At 72.8% G+C, this 19,842-nt stretch carries 1 protein-coding gene; it reads right to left on the reverse strand.

The window, feature by feature from the left end:
* Positions 1-47: 47 nt before the first annotated feature.
* The gene (locus CP982_RS04470; protein ID WP_150509273.1) at positions 48-19,799 is read right to left on the reverse strand and encodes a type I polyketide synthase; all 19,752 of its coding nucleotides are present in this window, start codon (positions 19,797-19,799) and stop codon (positions 48-50) included.
* Positions 19,800-19,842 lie beyond the last annotated feature (43 nt).

Below are 19,842 nucleotides of genomic sequence, written 5' to 3' on the forward strand. Positions count from 1 at the left end.
GAGGGTCCGTGCCGGATGTTCTTGCTGACAGCCCGAGAACCGGCTGGTCAGGACTTTCCGAGTTCCTCGTCGATGATGTCGAAGACGTCATCGAGGGTTGCCGCGCTGAGGTCGTCCGCCGCGGCCTCGGGCTCCTTGTCGTCCCAGGTGGACAGGAGCGACCGGAGCCGCAGCCGGATGTCGCCGGCCAGCTCGTCGTGCGGGTCGAGCTTGGAGATGGTGACCGACAGTTTGTTCAGCTCGCTGAGCACACCGGCGGCGGGTGTGCCGCCGTCGGCGAGCACCGTCGTGCGCAGGTGGGCCGCGAGTGCCGCCGGGTTCGGGTGGTCGAACACCAGGGTGGCGGGCAGCCGCGACTCGACCTCGGCGTCGAGCCTGTTGCGGAGCTCCACGCCGGTCAGCGAGTCGAAGCCGAGTTCCTTGAACGCGCGGTCCGCCTCGACGGCGTCCGGTCCCGCGAAGCCGAGCACGGCCGCGGTGTGGGTGCGCACGAGGTGCACGAGGGCCCGGTCCTGCTCCGCCTCGGTGAGACCCGCGAGCCGCTGGGCGAGCGGGACCGTGCCGGAGCCGCCGCCGGAGCGCGCGGTCCTGCGCGCGGGGGTGGGAACGAGACCGCGCAGCATCGGCCGCACCTGCTCCGGGCGGGCCCGGAGCGCGGCCAGGTCGATCGCGGCGGGCACCGCGGTCGCGGCGCCGGTCGCGCGCGCCGCGTCGAAGAGTGCCATGCCGTCCTCGGAGGTCAGCGGGGCCAGGCCGCCCCTCGCCATGCGCTGCACGTCGGCTTCGTCGAGGTGTCCCGTGATGCCGCTGGCCTCGGCCCACAGGCCCCAGGCGAGCGAGGTCGCGGGCAGTCCGGCGGCCCGGCGGTGCTGGGCGAGCGCGTCGAGGTACGCGTTGGCGGCCGCGTAGTTGCCCTGGCCGGGGCTGCCGAACACACCGGCGACGGCCGAGAACAGGACGAACGCCGTGAGGTCCGTACCGAGCGTCAGTTCGTGCAGGTGGCGCGCGGCGTCGGCCTTGGGGCCGAGCACCCTGTCGACGTGCTCCGGGGTCAGGGACTCGATCACGCCGTCGTCCAGTACGCCCGCCGTGTGCACGACGGCGGTCACGGGGTGCTCGGCCAGGAGCGCGGCGACCTCGGCGCGCTCGCTCACGTCGCAGGCCACGACCGTGACCCGCGCGCCCAGTTCCTCCAGTTCCGCGCGCAGTTGCTGCGCGCCGGGCGTGGCCGGGCCGCGCCTGCCGGTCAGTACCAGGTTCCGCACTCCGTGGCGGGTGACGAGGTGCCGTGCGGTCACGCCGCCGAGCACTCCGAGGCCACCGGTGATCAGCACCGTGCTGTCGGGGGCGAACGCCTCCGGCTCGGGCGCCTCGGCCGGCACGGCGAGCCGGGCGAGCCTGGCCACCGAGGCGGTGCCGTTCCTGACCGCGATCTGCGGTTCCCCGGTCGCCACCGCGGCGGGCAGCCTGGACAGGGACTTCTCGTGTCCGTCCACGTCGACGAGGACGAAGCGCGCCGGGTGTTCCGACTGTGCTGCCCGCACCAGGCCCCACACGGGAGCGCGCACCAGGTCCGGTACGTCCTCGTCCGCTCCGGCCGCGATCGCGCCGCTGGTCAGCAGCACGAGCCGGGACTCGGTGAACCTGTCGTCAGCGAGCCACCGCTGGAGCAGGCCGAGGGTGCGGCTCGTCGCCTCGCGGGAGTTCGCCGCGCCCTCCCCCGGCGTCACGGCCACGCACCGGGGCACGGGCATCCCGGCGTCGACTGCGGCGCGGAGCGCCGCCAGGTCGCCGTGCTCGTCGACGGGTTCGCCCGCCGCGGTGAGCGCGTGGGCGAGGCCCGCGGTGTCGTCGCCGAGCACGGCCCAGGTGCCGGGCTCGGGCGCGGCGTCCGGCGTGGGAACCCACTTCACCTCGAACAGCGAGTCGCGGTGGGCGGAGCGCGCGAGGTTGAGCTGGTCGGCCGAGAGGGGCCGCAGGCTCAGCTCGTCGACGGCGGCGACGGGCTGGCCGGTGCCGTCGGTGACGAGCACTGCCACAGCGTCCACGCCGACCGGCGTCAGACGGACCCGCAGCGTGGTCGCGCCGGTCGCGAGGAGTCGTACTCCGGCCCACGAGAACGGGAGCCCGGGTGCGCTCACCCCGAGGCCGATCGCGTGCAGGGCGCCGTCCAGGAGGGCCGGGTGCAGGCCGTAGCCGTCGTCGGCGAGGCCGTCGTCCAGCGCCACCTCGGCGAACACCTCGTCGCCCTTGCGCCAGGCGGCGCGCAGACCCTGGAAGGCGGGGCCGTGGTCGAGGCCCGAGGAGGCGGCGACGGTGACGTAGTGGTCGTCGAGGTCGACCGGTTCGGCCTCGGCGGGCGGCCAGGCGACGAGGTCGTCGGTGACGGGTTCCGCCCCGGCGGCGAGCGCGCCGGTGGCGTGCCGGGTCCACTCCCCGCCTCCGTCGCCCCGGGAGTCCACGGTGAACGCCCGCCTGCCCGACGCGTCCGGCCCGTCGAGGCTGAGCCGCACCTGGACGCCGTCCCGCTCGGGCAGCACCAGGGGCGTTTCGAGGACCAGGTCGTCGAGGGACGCGCAGCCGACGTGGTCTCCGGCGCGCAGCACGAGGTCCGCGTAGGCCGCGCCGGGAAGCAGCGCGGCGCCCAGGACGCGGTAGTCGGTGAGCCACGGGTGGGTGCGCAGGGACAGCCTGCCGCTGAAGACGAGGCCCTCGGAGTCCGCGAGTTCGGTGACGGCCACGAGCACGGGGTGGTCCACGCGTCCCAGGCCGGCCGAGGTCACGTCGCCCGTAGCGGCGTACGACGTGGTGGGCCAGTGGCGCTCGCGTTGGAACGCGTACGTGGGCAGGTCCACGCGCCGTGCGTCGGGCAGGTCCCACTCCACCCGGCCGCCGCGTACGAACAGGCCTGCGGCCGAGGTCAGCAGCCGTGCCCGGCCGCCGTCGCCCCGCCGCAGCGAGCCGGCCACCACGCCGCCGGAGCCGACCAGTTCGCCGAGTCCCGCCGCCAGCACCGGGTGCGGGCTCGCCTCGACGAAGGTCTTGAAGCCCTCGGCCACCAGGGCGGACACGGAGTCCGCGAACTCCACCGGCTGCCTCAGGCTCCGGTACCAGTACGCGGCGTCCAGCTCACGGGTGTCCAGCCAGCCCCCGGTGAGCGGCGAGAAGTACGGGACGTCGCCGGAGCGCGGCACCACGTCCGCGAGCCCTTCGAGGAGTTCCGCCTCGACCCGCTCGACGTGGTGGGAGTGCGGGGCGTAGTCCGCCTGGACCCGCCGCGTCCACACGCCGTTCTCGGCGCAGACCTCCACCAGTTCGTCGAGTGCGGCGACGTCACCGGACACGACCACTGCGGCGGGGCCGTTCACGACGCCGACCGCGAGCTGCCCTGCCCAGGGCGCGATGAGTTCCCGTACGGCGTCCACGCCGAGCGCGACGGACACCATACCGCCGTGTCCGGCGAGGGCGGTCAGCGCCTTGCTCCGCACGACGGCCAGGCGTGCCGCGTCCTCCAGGGACAGGGCGCCCGCGACGCACGCCGCCGCGATCTCGCCCTGCGAGTGCCCGAGGACGGCGCTCGGCTCGACGCCCCACGACCGCCAGGTGGCGGCCAGCGACACCATCACCGCGAACAGGGCGGGCTGCACGACGTCCAGCCGCTCCATCAGCTCGGGGTCCCGGATCGCGGCGAGGAGCGTCCAGTCGACGTGCTCTTCCAGCGCCCGCGCGCATTCCTGCATCCGCGCGCGGAACACCGGCGAGGACTCCAGGAGTTCCAGCGCCATGCCGACCCACTGCGAGCCGTGGCCGGGGAACACGAACACCACGTCGGAACCGAGGTCTTCCGCCGCGCCGGTCACGACGTTCGGCGCCTCACGGCCATCCGCAAGCGCGGTGAGCCCGGAGAGGAACTCCTCCCGGTCCAGGCCCACCAGCACGGCCCGGTGGTCGAACGTGGACCGGGACCGCAACGAGTGCGCGACGTCGGCGACCGAAACGTCCGCCTCGCGCTCGAGCCGCTCCCGGAGCCTCGCGGCCTGCGCCCGCAGCGCCTCGCCGGACCGCGCCGACAGCACCCACGGCACGACGCCAGGCTCCACCGGTACGGCCTCGACGGGCGCCGCCTCGGGGGCCTGCTCGATGACGGCGTGCGCGTTCGTCCCGCTGAACCCGAACGACGACACACCCGCCCGCCACGGCCGGTCCACCACAGGCCACTCACGCTCACCCGTAAGCAACTCGACCGCTCCGGCGGACCAGTCCACATGCGACGAGGGCTCGTCCGCGTGCAGCGTGCGCGGCAGCACACCGTGCCGCATCGCCATCACCATCTTGATCACACCCGCTACACCGGCCGCAGCCTGCGTATGACCGATGTTCGACTTCACCGAACCCAGCCGTAGGGGCCGATCGGCGGGACGGTCCTGCCCGTACGTAGCCAGGAGTGCCTGGGCCTCGATCGGGTCACCCAGCTTGGTGCCGGTGCCGTGCGCCTCCACCGCGTCCACATCGGACGGCTTGAGGCCCGCACTGGCCAGGGCCTGACGGATCACCCGCTGCTGCGAGGGGCCATTCGGCGCCGTCAGACCATTGGACGCACCATCCTGATTCACCGCCGAACCCCGTACGACAGCCAGCACTTGGTGACCATTGCGCTGGGCATCGGAGAGGCGCTCCACGACCAGCATGCCGACGCCCTCACCCCAGCCGGTGCCGTCGGCGCCGTCGGAGAACGCCTTGCACCGGCCGTCGGTGGAAAGCCCCCGCTGACGGCTGAACTCGATGAACGCGCCCGGAGTCGACATCACCGTCACGCCACCCGCCAACGCCAGCTCGCACTCGCCCGAACGCAGCGCCTGCACCGCCAGATGCAGCGCCACCAGCGACGACGAACACGCCGTGTCCACCGTCACCGCAGGACCCTCGAAGCCGAACGTGTACGACAGACGACCGGACATGACGCTCGCCGCACTGCCCGTCGCCACGTGTCCGCCCACGTCCTCGGCGGCGCCGTCGAGGACCAGGCCGTAGTCCTGGACGTTCGAGCCGACGAACACGCCCACCCGCTCGCCGCGGACCGTGTTCGGGTCGATGCCCGCCCGCTCGATGACCTCCCAGGAGGTCTCCAGGAGCAGCCGCTGCTGCGGGTCCATCGCCAACGCCTCGCGCGGCGAGATCCCGAAGAAGCCCGCGTCGAACTCGGCCACGCGGTCGAGGAAGGCGCCTCTGCGGGAGTACGACGTACCCACGCTTTCGGGGTCCGGGTCGTACAGCGCCTCCAGGTCCCAGCCACGGTCGCTCGGGAACTCCGACACCGCGTCGCCGCCCGCCAGGAGTACGTCCCACAGGTCTTCCGGGCTCGTCACGCCGCCGGGGAACCGGCACGCCATCGACACGATCGCGATCGGCTCGTCGCTCGCACCCGCCATGGCGGTGTTCGCCGCCGGGAGCGGGCCGCCGTGCGGCTCCAGGACCTCCGTCAGGAGGTGCTCGGCCAGCGTCGCGGGGCTGGGGTAGTCGAAGACGACGGTCGCGGGCAGGGTCAGGCCGGACGCGGCCGTCAGCCGGTTGCGCAGCTCCACCGCGGTCAGCGAGTCGAAGCCCAGCTCGCGGAACGCCCGGTCGGGGTCGACCGCGCCGGCCGAGGCGTGCCCCAGGACGGCGGCGGCCTGCTCCACGACGAGGCCGCGCATCAGCTCCCACCGCTTCACCGAGTCCAGAGCGGTGAGACGGCGCCGCAGCTCCGCCCCCTCCGCGTCCGGCTCCTCGGAGCCTTCGGGCGCGGCGGCCCCGTCCGTGACCGCGGCCTGCGCCTCGGCCAGGTCGGCGAGCAGCGGGCTGGGCCTGCCGATCGTGAACGCCGGGGCGAACCGCTCCCAGTCGACGTTCGCCACGACCGTGCTCGCCCTGTCACCGCCGACCGCGTCGGCGATGGCGCCCACCGCGAGTTCGGGCGGCAGAGCCAGGAGCCCGCGCCGGGACAGCTGCCGCTGGGCCTCCCCCTCCGCCATGCCGCCACCGGCCCACGGGCCCCAGGCCACGGCCGTCCCCGGCAGGCCGCGCGCGGTGCGGTGCTCGGCGAGTGCGTCGAGGCACGCGTTCGCGGCGCTGTAGGCGGCCTGGCCGCCGCTGCCCCAGGTACCGGCGATCGAGGAGTACGACACGAACGCGTCGAGCGGTGTGTCGGACAGCAGCTCGTGCAGGTGCGCGGCGCCCGCCACCTTCGCGGTGACCACGTCCGCGAACCACGCGAGGTCGGTCTCCGCGATGGGGACACTGCCGTTGAGACCGGCCGCGTGTACGACGGCACGGACCGGGTCGCCTGCGGCGGCGAGACCGCCTAGCAGGGCGGCGACCCCGTCCTTGTCGGCGACGTCGACGGCGGCGAGGGTGACGCGTGCGCCGAGTCCGACGAGTTCGGCCTCAAGGTCCGCGGCGCCTTCGGCGGCCCGGCCCCGGCGGCTCGCCAGCACAACGTGCTCCGCGCCGTTCGCCGCCAGCCACCGGGCGGCCGTGGCGCCCAGGGCGCCGAGACCGCCGGTCACCAGGACCGTCCCGCCCGGCCTCCAGCCGGAGCCCGCGGCGGTCCGCTCGGCCCGCTCGGTCCGCTCGGCCCGCCGGAGCCGGCGTGCGAAGACTCCGGCAGCGCGCACGGCGACCTGGTCCTCCGGTCCGCCGAGCACACCGCACAGCCGTGCGGCCGCTTGTTCGTCCAGCGTCTCCGGCAGGTCGACCAGGCCGCCCCAGCGACCGGGGTGCTCCAGCGCCACGGTCCGGCCGAGACCCCACACCATCGACTGCGCGAAGCCCGCGACCGTGTCGTCGGCGACTGCCGACACCGCGCCCGAGGTCACGCACCACAGCGGCGCGGACACGTCCGCGTCACCGAGCGCCTGGACCAGCGCGAGGGTGACCGCGACGCCGTTCGGCACCGCGGGGTGGTCAGGGTGCGGCGACTCGTCGAACGCCAGCAGCGACAGGACGCCGCCGACCTCCTCGCGCGTGGTCGCGGCCCGCACCGCGTCGGCCAGCTCCGCGCGGCCCGCCCCGTTCGCCGCGACCGTGACGAGGGCCAGGCCGCGGTCCTTCAACAGCTCGCCGAGCGCGTCGGCGCGCCCGTCGCCCTCGGGCGCCACGACCAGCCACGTACCCGAAGGGAGCGTGGTCGTCGCCGGGTCACCGACGGCCTTCCAGTCGACGGCGTAACGCCACTTGTCCACCGTCGACTTCTCGCGGCTCTGGCGCCGCCACGACGACAGCAGCGGCAGCACGGCACGCAGCGAGTCGCTCATGCCTTCGTCCATGCCTTCGTCGGTGATGCCCAGGGACGCCGCGAGAGCGGTCGCCTCCTCGCTGTCCACCGCCGCCCAGAACCGCGCCTCCTCCGCGTCCGGTACGGCGGCTTCGCCGGTGCCGGGCCGGGCGTCCAGCCAGTAGCGCTGGTGCTGGAAGGCGTACGTGGGCAGGTCCACGCGCCGCGCACCGCTGCCCGCGAAGTAGGCGGCCCAGTCGACCGCCACGCCGCGCGCGTGCAACGCGCCGACCGTGGTGACGAGGGCGGCTTCCTCGGCCCTGTCGGCCCGCAGCACCGGTACGAACCGGGCGTCGGGCGCCGACTCCTGGCCGAGTGCCGACAGTGTGCCACCCGGACCCACCTCGACGAACGTGGCCACACCCTCGGCCGTGAGCGTCGTCACGGCGTCCGCGTAGCGCACCGATTCGCGTACGTGGCGCACCCAGTACTCCGGCGATCCGAGTTCCTCGGTGGTCGCACGGGCGCCGGTGAGTGTCGACACGATCGGGATCGTGGGCGCCTCGTACGACACGGTCTCCAGGACGGCCCGGAAATCGGCCAGCATCGGGTCCATCAGCGGCGAGTGGAAGGCGTGGCTCACCTTCAGCCTGGTGACCTTACGGCCCGCCGCACGCCACCGCTCGCCCACCGCTTCCACATCAGCGGCGGCACCGGAGATGACCACCGAGGAGGGGCCGTTGACCGCCGCGATGCCCACCGTCTCCGGCAGATCCGCTGCGACTTCGGCTTCCGTGGCCTGGATCGCGACCATCGCACCGCCCTGCGGCAGCGCCTGCATCAGCCCGGCACGCGCCGACACCACCTTCACGGCGTCGACCAAGGACCACACGCCTGCCACGTGCGCGGCAGCCAGCTCACCGATGGAGTGGCCCGCCAGTACGTCCGGGCGGACGCCCCAGGACTCAAGAAGACGGAAGAGTGCGACCTCGACGGCGAACAGCGCGGGCTGTGTCACCCCCGTCTCATTGAGTGCGTCGGCGTCCTCGCCGAACAGCACGTCTCGGACCTCAGGACCGAACTCCGCCAGTACGCGGTCCAGCGCCTCGGCGAACACCGGGAAGTGGTCGGCCAGTTCACGGCCCATACCAAGCCGCTGCGACCCCTGACCCGAGAACAGGAAACCCACCCGGCCAGGCCCATCGGCCACACCGGTGACCACAGCACCGCTTGTCTGCCCCTCGGCCACAGCTGCCAAGGCAGCCCGGAACTCGGAGCGGTCGGTACCGACCACCACCGCACGGCGCAGCAGAGCCGACCGCGACGTCGCGAGCGAGTAGCCGACATCGACGGGCGCGTACTCGTCCAGCACGGACAGCAGACGTTCGGCCTGGGCACGCAACGCGGGCTCGTCGCCCGCCGACAGCACCCACGGCACCAAACCGTCGTACACAGGCTCCGGAGCGAGTTCCTGCTCGGGTGCCACCTCGGGGGCCTGCTCGATGACGGTGTGCGCGTTGGTGCCGCTGAACCCGAAGGACGACACACCCGCCCGCCACGGCCGGTCCACCGCAGGCCACTCACGCTCACCCGTGAGCAGTTCCACCGCTCCGGCGGACCAGTCCACGTGCGTCGACGGCTCGTCCGCGTGCAGCGTGCGCGGCAGCACACCATGCCGCATCGCCATCACCATCTTGATCACACCCGCTACACCGGCCGCAGCCTGAGTGTGACCGATGTTCGACTTGATCGAGCCCAGCCACAGCGGGCGGTCCTCAGGGCGATCCTGGCCGTAGGTGGCGAGGAGTGCCTGGGCCTCGATCGGGTCACCCAGCTTGGTGCCGGTGCCGTGCGCCTCCACCGCGTCCACATCGGACGGCTTGAGGCCCGCACTGGCCAGGGCCTGACGGATCACCCGCTGCTGCGACGGACCGTTCGGCGCCGTCAGACCATTGGACGCACCATCCTGATTCACCGCCGAACCCCGTACGACAGCCAATACTTGGTGACCGTTGCGCTGCGCGTCGGAGAGGCGCTCGACCAGCAGCATGCCGACGCCCTCACCCCAACTGGTGCCGTCGGCGCCCTCGGAGAACGCCTTGCAGCGGCCGTCCTGCGCGAGGCCGCGCTGACGGCTGAACTCGATGAACGCGCCCGGCGTGGACATCACCGTCACGCCACCCGCCAGGGCCAGCTCGCACTCGCCCGAACGCAGCGCCTGCACCGCCAAGTGCAGCGCCACCAGCGACGACGAACACGCCGTGTCCACCGTCACCGCAGGACCCTCGAAGCCGAACGTGTACGACAGACGGCCCGAGGCCACGCTGGCCGAGTTGCCGGTCGCCATATAGCCGCCCACATCTTCGGCGGCGGCGCCCACCACGAGCCCGTAGTCCTGCGCGTTCGACCCCACGAACACGCCGACGCGCTCACCGCGCAGCGACGCCGAGTCGACCCCGGCCCGCTCCAGGAGTTCCCAGGAGGTTTCGAGGAGCAGCCGCTGTTGCGGGTCCATCGCGAGGGCCTCACGCGGCGAAATCCCGAAGAAGCCCGCGTCGAACCCGGAGACGTCCGACAGGAAGGCGCCCGACCTCAGGTAGGTCGTCCCCACGGCGTCGGGGTCCGGGTCGTACAGCGCGTCGACATCCCAACCACGGTCGGTCGGGAACTCCGTCACCGCGTCCCCGCCCTCGGTCACCAGGCGCCACAGGTCCTCAGGCGACGCGACCCCGCCCGGGAAACGGCAGCTCATCGCGACGATCGCGATCGGATCGTCGGACACCGCCGCAACGGGCCCCGCGACCGTGACGTCGAGCACCTTGCCCAGCAGTTCGGCACCCAGGTGTGCCGCAAGGGCGGCAGGGGTCGGGAAGTCGAAGACCAGCGTGGACGGCAGGGTCAACTCGGTCGCCGCGCCAAGGTGGTTGCGCAGCTCGACCGAGCTGAGTGAGTCGAATCCCAGCTCCCGGAAGGCGCGATCGGGCGCGACGGCGTGCGCCGAACTGTGCCCGAGCACGGCGGCGACGTGGCCGAGCACGAGGTCGAGGAGTGCCTTGTCGCGTTCGGCCTCGGTCAGGTCTGCCAGGGACTGCGCCAGGGCGGACCCGGCGGCGGAGCCGGACTCGGCGGTCCTGCGCGCCGTGCCCCGCACCAGACCGCGCAGCAGGTGAGGCACCGGCTGGGTGCGCGCTTGCCTGCGCAGGGTCGGGAAGTCCAGCGGCATCGGCGCCACCAGGGCCCGCCCCGTGGAGCCGGCCGCGTCGAACAGCGCAAGGCCCTCGGCGGGGGCGATCGGGGTCGCGCCGCCGCTGGTGATGCGGCGTACGTCAGTCTCGTCGAGGCTTCCGGCCATGCCGCCGGACGTCTCCCACAGGCCCCATGCCAGCGAGGCCGCGGGCAGACCCTGGGCACGGCGGTGCTGCGCGAGCGCGTCCAGGAACGTGTTCGCCGCCGCGTAGTTGCCCTGCCCCGGAGCCCCGAAGACACCCGAAGCCGACGAGAACAGCACGAACGCCGACAGGCCGAGACCGGCGGTCAGCTCATGCAGATGCCACGCCGCGTCGACCTTCGGCCGGAAGACGGTGCCGATCCGCTCGGGCGTGAGCGAGCCGATCACCCCGTCGTCCAGTACGCCTGCCGTGTGCACAACGGCGGTCACAGGGTGCGCGGCCAGGAGGGCCGCCACCGCCTCGCGCTCCGCCACATCGCACGCCGCGAACACGACCTCCGCGCCCTGGGCGGTCAACTCGTCCCGCAGCTCCGCAGCGCCTTCGGCCTCGCCACCGCGCCTGCTGACCAGGAGGAGGCTTCGTACACTGCGCTCGGCGACCAGATGCCGGGCCACCAGACCACCCAACGTGCCCGTCGCACCCGTGATCAGCACGGCACCCGCGCCGAAGCCAGGGTCATCCACCACCGACTGCCGCGCCCGAACCAGACGCGGAGCACAAGCCACACCCGAACGCACCGCCAACTGCGGCTCCCCACTCCCCAACACCGAAGGCAGCACATCGACCGAAGCCACCTCCTCGTCCAGGTCCACCAGCACAATCCGGTCAGGGTTCTCCGACTGAGCCGACCGCACCAGACCCCACACCGCAGCCTGCGCAAGATCCCGCACGCCCTCGTCAGAAGTCGTGGCGATCGCACCCCTGGTCACCACAACCAGACGCGCCCCCTCAAACCGCTCATCAGCCAGCCAAATCTGCACCGCGGCAAGCGCCCAACACGCCGCCTCACGCGCGCCATTCACCGGATCCGAAGCAGAAGTAACCGGGCAGGACAGAACGACGAAGTCCGACAACTCCCCATCCTGCGCCTGCCCCAGCCTCTCCAGAGAGGACCACTCAACGCCCGGAACGTCGCCATCGGGCAGGGCTATCTGCGCCCAGTCGATGCCGAAGAGCGCGTCGCCACGATCACCACCGGAGAACTGGTCCAGCGACACCGGGCGCAGGACCAGCGAGTCGACTGTGGCGACCGGGGCACCGGTCCCGTCGGCGACGGCCAGCGACACCCCGTCCGCGCTCGTGGGCGCCAGCCGCACCCGCAGCACCGTCGCACCCGAAGCGTGCAACCGCACACCCGACCACGAGAACGGCAGCCTGCCCAGCCCTTCGACCTCACCCATCAGCCCCATCGCATGCAGCGCCGCATCGAGCAGCGCCGGATGCAGCCCGAAGCCCTCCGCCTGCACACCCTCCGGCAGAACGACCTCAGCGAACACCTCATCACCCGTACGCCAAGCAGCCCGCAGCCCCCGGAACACCGGGCCATACGCGAAGTCAGCACGGTCGTAGAACCCCTCAAGGTCCACCACCTCCGCCCCAGGAGGCGGCCACGCGACCAGCGAAACCCCGTCCGAACGCCCGCCCTCACCCAGCACACCGGTGGCATGCAGCGTCCACACACGCCCCTCGTCAACGTCACCCGCACTGGAGTAGAAACTCAACTCACGCCGGCCGGAAGGATCCTCGGCTCCTACCCACACCTGCACCCGCACCGCACCGCCCTCGGGCAGGACGAGAGGCACCTCAAGGGTCAGCTCCTCCACCAGGTCACACCCGACCTGATCCCCCGCCCGCACCGCCAGCTCCACAAACGCCGAACCCGGCAACACCACCGAACCCAAAACCTCATGATCAGCCAGCCACGGATGCGACTGAACCGACAACCGGCCCGTCAACAGCACACCATCCGTGCCCGCAAGGCCGACACTCGCGCCCAACAGCGGATGCTCCGCCGCACCCAGCCCGGCCGCCGACACATCGCCCGCCAACGGCAGCGCGTCCAGCCAGTAGCGCTCACGCTGGAACGCGTACGTCGGCAACTCCACCCGCCGACCACCACGACCAGCGAAGAAGACGGCCCAATCGACAGTCACGCCCCGCGCGTGCAACGCGCCGACCGTGGTGACGAGGGCTACCTCCTCCGGCCGGTCGGCCCGCAAGGCAGGCAGGAACAACGCATCGGGCGCGCTGCCCGCACCAAGAGCGGACAGCGTCCCGCCCGGCCCGACCTCGACGAAGGTGGCCACACCCTCAGCCGTGAGCGTGCCCACGGCATCGGCGAACCGCACCGACTCGCGTACGTGGCGCACCCAGTACTCCGGCGAGCCGAGTTCCTCGGTGGTCGCCCGAACGCCGGTGAGCGTCGACACGATCGGGATCGCAGGCGCCCCGTATGACACCCCCTCCAGCACACGGCGGAAGTCGTCCAGCATGGGGTCCATCAGCGGCGAGTGGAAGGCGTGGCTGACCTTCAGCTTGGTGACCTTACGGCCCGCCTCGCGCCAGCGCTCGCCCACCGCTTCCACGTCAGCGGCGACACCGGAAACGACCACCGAGGAGGGGCCGTTGACCGCCCCGATGCCCACGGCCTCAGGCAGATCCGCTGCGACTTCGGCTTCCGTGGCCTGGATCGCGACCATCGCACCGCCCTGCGGCAGCGCCTGCATCAGCCCAGCCCGCGCCGACACCACCTTCACGGCATCCGCCAGCGACCACACACCCGCCACATACGCGGCAGCCAACTCACCGATCGAATGACCCGCCAGCACGCCCGGGCGTACACCCCACGACTCCAGAAGGCGGAACAGCGCCACCTCCACCGCGAACAGCGCGGGCTGCGTCACCCCCGTCTCATTCAGCGCATCGGCATCCTCACCGAACAACACCTCACGGACCTCAGGACCGAACTCCGCCAACACCTCATCCAGCGCCTCAGCGAACACCGGGAAACGGTCCGCCAGTTCACGCCCCATACCCAGCCGCTGCGACCCCTGACCCGAGAACAAGAAGCCCACCCGGCCAGGCCCATCGGCCACCCCCGTGACCACAGCCCCGCTCGCCTGGCCCTCAGCCACCGCCTCCAGCGCGGCCAGCAGCTCCGACGAGTCGGCACCGACCACCACCGCGCGATGCTCCAGCGCCGCACGCGAGAACACCAGCGAACGCCCCACGTCCGCCACCGACAGATCCGCAGACTCCTCCACGAACGACCGGAGCCGCGCGGCCTGCGCCCGCAGCGCCTCGCCGGACCGCGCCGACAGCACCCACGGCACGACGCCAGGCTCCACCGGTACGGCCTCGACGGGCGCCGCCTCGGGGGCCTGCTCGATCACAGCGTGCGCGTTCGTCCCGCTGAACCCGAACGACGACACACCCGCCCGCCACGGCCGATCCACCACAGGCCACTCACGCTCACCCGTAAGCAACTCCACCGCACCAGCCGACCAGTCCACATGCGACGACGGCTCATCCACGTGCAGCGTGCGCGGCAGCACACCGTGCCGCATCGCCATCACCATCTTGATCACACCCGCCACACCGGCCGCAGCCTGCGTATGACCGATGTTCGACTTCACCGAACCCAGCCACAGCGGGCGGCCCTCAGGGCGGCCCTGGCCATAGGTGGCGAGCAACGCCTGCGCCTCGATCGGGTCACCCAGCTTCGTACCCGTGCCGTGCGCCTCGACCGCGTCCACATCACCAGGGGCCAGCCCAGCACTGGCCAGCGCCTGACGGATCACGCGCTGCTGCGAGGGACCGTTCGGCGCCGTCAGACCGTTCGACGCACCATCCTGATTCACCGCAGAACCACGTACGACAGCCAACACCTGATGGCCATTCCGCTGCGCGTCGGAGAGGCGCTCCACGACCAGCATGCCGACGCCCTCACCCCAACCCGTGCCATCAGCACTGTCGGAGAACGCCTTGCACCGACCATCCACCGACAGCCCCCGCTGACGGCTGAACTCCACGAACGCGGCGGGCGTGGACATCACTGTCACGCCACCCGCCAACGCCAGTTCACATTCGCCCGACCGCAGCGCCTGGACCGCCAGGTGCAGCGCCACCAGCGACGACGAACACGCCGTGTCCACCGTCACCGCAGGACCCTCGAAGCCGAACGTGTACGAGAGGCGACCAGAGATGACGCTCGCCGCGCTGCCGGTGCCCAAGTAGCCATCGACGCTGTCCGGCGCGGACATCATCAGCGTGGTGTAGTCCTGGCCGTTCGTACCGACGAACACACCCGACTGGCTGCCGCGCAGTGCGTTCGGGTCGATGCCCGCCCGCTCGAACACCTCCCAGGAGGTCTCCAGGAGCAGCCGCTGCTGCGGGTCCATCGCCAACGCCTCACGCGGCGAGATCCCGAAGAAGTCCGCGTCGAAGTCCGCCACCCGGTCGAGGAAGGCACCCCTGCGGGAGTACGACGTACCGACACCCGCGGCGTCCGGGTCGGGGGCGTACAGCGCCTCCAGGTCCCAGCCGCGGTCGGTCGGGAACTCCGTGACCGCGTCGCCGCCCGACAGGAGTACGTCCCACAGGTCCTCGGGCGACTCGACGCCACCGGGGAAACGGCAGGCCATCGCCACGATCGCGATCGGCTCGTCCGTCGCTCCGGGGACGGCGAGCGGCGCGGAGTCCGCGGGGGCCACACCGGAGAGTTCGGTGCGCAGATAGGCGGCCAGGGCGGTCGCCGTCGGGTAGTCGAACACCACGGACGCGGGCAGGGTGAGACCGGTCGCCTCGCCGAGCCGGGCGCGCAGCTCCACCGCCGTCAGGGAGTCGAAGCCCAACTCCCGGAACGCACGCGTAGGAGAGAACGCGTCGCCGGAGACGTGTCCGAGCACGGTGGCCGCCTCGTACCGGACCAGCTCCGTGAGCTGCCGCTCCTGCTCGGCCCCGGTCAGGCCTGCCAGGCGGCGGGCGAGTGCCGACGTGCCGTCCCGCTCCGCCGGGGCCGCGTCGAACTCGGCGCGGAATCCGGGCAGTTCGCCCAGGAGGGGGCTGGGCCGCCGCGCGGTGAAGGTGTCGGCGAACCTGGCCCAGTCGACATCGGCGATGGTGACCTGCGTGTCGCCGTGGTCAAGGGCGGTTCCGAGCCCGGCGAGCGCCGCGTCGGGGGCCATGATGGTCAGGCCGCCGCGCTGGAGGTGTGCGGCCTGGCCCGAGTCCTCGACCATGCCGCCACCGCCCCACGGCCCCCACGCGACCGCGGTGGCGGGCAGGCCCGCCGCCCTGCGGTGGGTGGCGAGGGCGTCCAGGTAGGCGTTCGCCGCGCCGTAGGCGGCCTGGCCGCCGCTGCCCCACACACCGGCGATGGACGAGAACAGGACGAAGGCGTCCAACGGCCGGTCGGCAAGGAGTTCGTGCAGGATCCTCGCGCTGCCGGCCTTGGCCGCCAGCACGTGGGCGAAGTCCGTGAGGTCGTCGGGGTCGAGGTCGGCGAGGGCGGCCGGGCGCTCGACGCCCGCCGTGTGGACGACGGCGGTGAGCGACGGAAGGCCCGCAAGGAGCGCCGCGACGGCGTCCCGGTCCGTCGCGTCGCAGGCGGCGACGGTGACGCGGGCGCCGAGCCCGACGAGTTCGGCCTCAAGGTCCGCGACGCCCTCGGCCTCGGCGCCACGACGGGACGCCAACACCAGGTGCTCGGCCCCGCGCTCCGCCAGCCAGCGCGCCACGCGGCCGCCCAGGGCGCCTGTGCCTCCGGTGACCAGGACCGTGCCGCGCGGCGACCAGCCTTCCCCGGGGGCGTCGCCCAGCGGTGCGGGCAGCAGCCTGCGGCCGAGGATCTCGTTGCCGCGCACGGCGATCTGGTCCTCGCCGGTCGCCCCGGTGAGTGCCGAGGCGAGGAGGTCCCCGGTCGTCTCGTCCTCCGCCTCGGGCAGGTCGACGAGGCCGCCCCAGCGGCCGGAGTGCTCAAGGGCCGCCACCCGACCGAGGCCCCACAGGGGCGCCTGTTCGAACCCGGCCACCGCGTCGCCCTCGGCCGCTGCCACCGCGCCCGAGGTCAGGCACCACAGCGGCGCGGACACGTCCGCGTCGCCGAGCGCCCGTAACAGGCCGATCGTGGCCGCGAGCCCCGCGGGCACGGTCGGCGCGCCCGCGCCCGCGCTGGCGAGCCCGAGCAGCGAGACGACTCCGCGGGGAGCGGGCACGCCGTCGAGCTGCTCCGTCCAGTCGACCGCCGCCGGGTCCACGCGCAGGATGTGCGCGTCCGCACCGTTACGGGTCAGCGCCTCGCCCACCCACTCGGCGCGGCCCTCGCCGACGGGTGCCACGACGAGCCAGGAGCCGTCGAGGCGCCGGGACTTGGCGGCGGCGGGCCGCCACTCGACCCGGTAGCGCCAGCCGTCGGCGGTGGAGCGGTTCCGCTGCTTCGTGCGCCACGCGGAGAGGCGGGGCAGGACCGCGCTCAGCGGGTCGTCGGACGACACGCCCAGCGTCCGGGCAAGATCGGCGGGATCGCCTTCCTCCACGGCCTCCCAGAACTTCGCCTCCGCGGGCGACGTCCGCTCGCCGGCCTCCTCGTCGGCGGCCGGGGCGTCGAGCCAGTAGTACTCGCGCTGGAAGGCGTACGTCGGCAGGTCCACCCGCCGGGCCCCGCTGCCGTCGAAGCAGGCGGCCAGGTTCGCCGTGACACCGCGTACGTGCAAGTGGCCGACGGCGGTGGTGAGGGCGACGAGTTCGGTCCTGTCCCCGCGCAGGGCGGGGACGAAGGTGGCCTCCGGGGCGTTGGACTGCCCGAGGCCGGACAGCACACCGCCGGGGCCTATCTCCAGGAAGACGTCGACACCCTGCTCACGCAGCGCCGTGACCGCGCCGTGGAACCGTACGGACTCCCGTACGTGGCGCACCCAGTACTCCGGCGAACCGAGTTCCTCGGCGGTCGCCCGCACGCCGGTCAGCGTCGACACGATCGGGATCGTGGGCGCCTCGTACGACACGGTCTCCAGGACGGCCCGGAAGTCGTCCAGCATCGGGTCCATCAACGGCGAGTGGAAGGCGTGACTCACCTTCAGCCTGGTGACCTTGCGACCCGCCCCACGCCAGCGCTCCCCCACCGCCTCCACATCAACGGCGACACCCGAAACGACCACCGCAGACGGGCCGTTCACCACCGCGATACCCACCGTCTCCGGCAGATCCGCGGCGACTTCCGCCTCAGTGCCCTGAATCGCGACCATCGCGCCGCCCGCAGGCAGCGCCTGCATCAGCCCCGCACGCGCCGACACCACCTTCACGGCGTCGGCCAAGGACCACACACCCGCCACATACGCGGCGGCCAGCTCACCGATGGAGTGACCCGCCAGCACGTCCGGGCGTACGCCCCACGACTCCAGGAGACGGAACAGCGCCACCTCGACCGCGAACAGCGCTGGCTGCGTCACCCCGGTCTCGTTCAGCGCGTCGGCGTCCTCGCCGAACAGCACCTCACGGACCTCAGGACCGAACTCCGCCAACACCTCATCCAGCGCGTCGGCGAACACCGGGAAACGGTCGGCCAGTTCACGGCCCATGCCAAGCCGCTGCGACCCCTGGCCCGAGAACAGGAAGCCCAGGCGGTGGTGTTCCGTCTCTCCCACCACGACGCCGTGGCCGCCGCGCCCTTCGGCGAGCGCGGTGAGACGGTCCGCGGTGGTGGCCGGGTCCTCGGCGAGGACCACGGCGCGGTGCTCGAACGCCGCCCGGGTCGTGGCCAGCGAGAAGCCGACGTCCGCCGGGTCGAGCGCGGTGGAGTCCGTCACGGTGGCCAGGAGGCGCTCGGCCTGGGCGCGCAGGGCGTCGGGGGTCCGGCCGGACAGCACCCACGGCACGACGGCGGCGGCAGGGGCGGCGGGCCGTTCGGCGTCCGCCGGGGGCGTCTGGTCGGTGGCGGTCGCCTCCTCCAGGATGATGTGGGCGTTCGTACCGCTGACGCCGAACGAGGACACACCGGCGCGGCGCGGTTCGTCGGCCGCCGGCCACGGCTGACGCTCGGTCAGCAGCGCGACAGTGCCCGCCGACCAGTCGACGTGGCTGCTCGGTTCGTCGATGTGCAGGGTGCGCGGGAGCACGCCGTGCCGCATCGCCATGACCATCTTGATGATGCCGCCGACCCCTGCGGCCGCCTGGGCGTGGCCGATGTTCGACTTCAGGGACCCCAGCCACAGCGGCCGGTCCTCGGCCCGGTCCTGGCCGTAGGTGGCGATGAGGGCCTGGGCCTCGATGGGGTCGCCGAGCGTGGTGCCGGTGCCGTGGGCCTCGACCGCGTCGACCTGGTCGGGGGTGAGGCGCGCGTTCGCGAGGGCCTGGGTGATCACTGCCTGCTGCGAGGGCCCGTTGGGCGCCGTCAGGCCGTGGGACGCGCCGTCCTGGTTGACGGCCGAGCCGCGGACCACCGCGAGGACGGGGTGGCCGTTGCGGCGGGCGTCGGAGAGGCGCTCCACCAGCAGCATGCCGACGCCCTCGCCCCAGCCGGTGCCGTCGGCGCCGTCGGAGAACGCCTTGCACCGGCCGTCCTGTGCGAGGCCGCGCTGACGGCTGAAGTCGACGAACGTACGGGGCGTGGACATGAACGTGGCGCCGCCCGCGAGCGCGAGCGAGCACTCCTCGCGGCGCAGCGCGACCATCGCCAGGTGCAGGGCCACGAGCGACGACGAGCACGCCGTGTCGACCGTCACGGCGGGTCCGACGAGGCCGAAGGTGTAGGCGATGCGGCCGGACGCGATGCTGCCCGCGCTGCCGTTGGCGAGGAAGCCCTCGAACCCTTCGGGCGCCTGCGGCAGGCGTGCCGCGTAGTCGTTGTACATCACGCCCGCGAACACGCCGGTCCGGGTGTCCCTGGCCTGCGCCGGGTCGATGCCCGCCCGCTCGAAGACCTCCCAGGAGGTCTCCAGGAGCAGCCGCTGCTGCGGGTCCATCGCCAGGGCCTCGCGCGGGCTGATCCCGAAGAACGCCGGGTCGAAGCCCGTGGCGCCCTGGAGGAAGCCGCCGTGCCGGGTGATCGAGGTGCCCGCGTGGTCCGGGTCGGGGTCGTAGAGCGCGTCGACGTCCCAGCCGCGGTCGGTGGGGAACTCCACGACGGCGTCCCCGTCGTCGGCCAGCAGCCGCCACAGGTCTTCCGGCGACGCGACGCCTCCGGGGTAGCGGCAGCTCATCCCGATGATGGCGATCGGCTCGTTGTCGCGCTCCTCGACCTCACGCAGGCGTCGGCGTGCGGTGCGCAGGTCCGTGGTGGCCCGCTTGAGGTAGTCGCGGAGCTTGTCCTCGTTCTCCATCTGGCGTGTGCTCCTTACAGCGGTGCGGGCGGGCTCTGCGCGG

Origin of the sequence: Streptomyces spectabilis (assembly GCF_008704795.1) — a bacterium.
GTDB classification, from domain to species: Bacteria; Actinomycetota; Actinomycetes; order Streptomycetales; family Streptomycetaceae; genus Streptomyces; species Streptomyces spectabilis.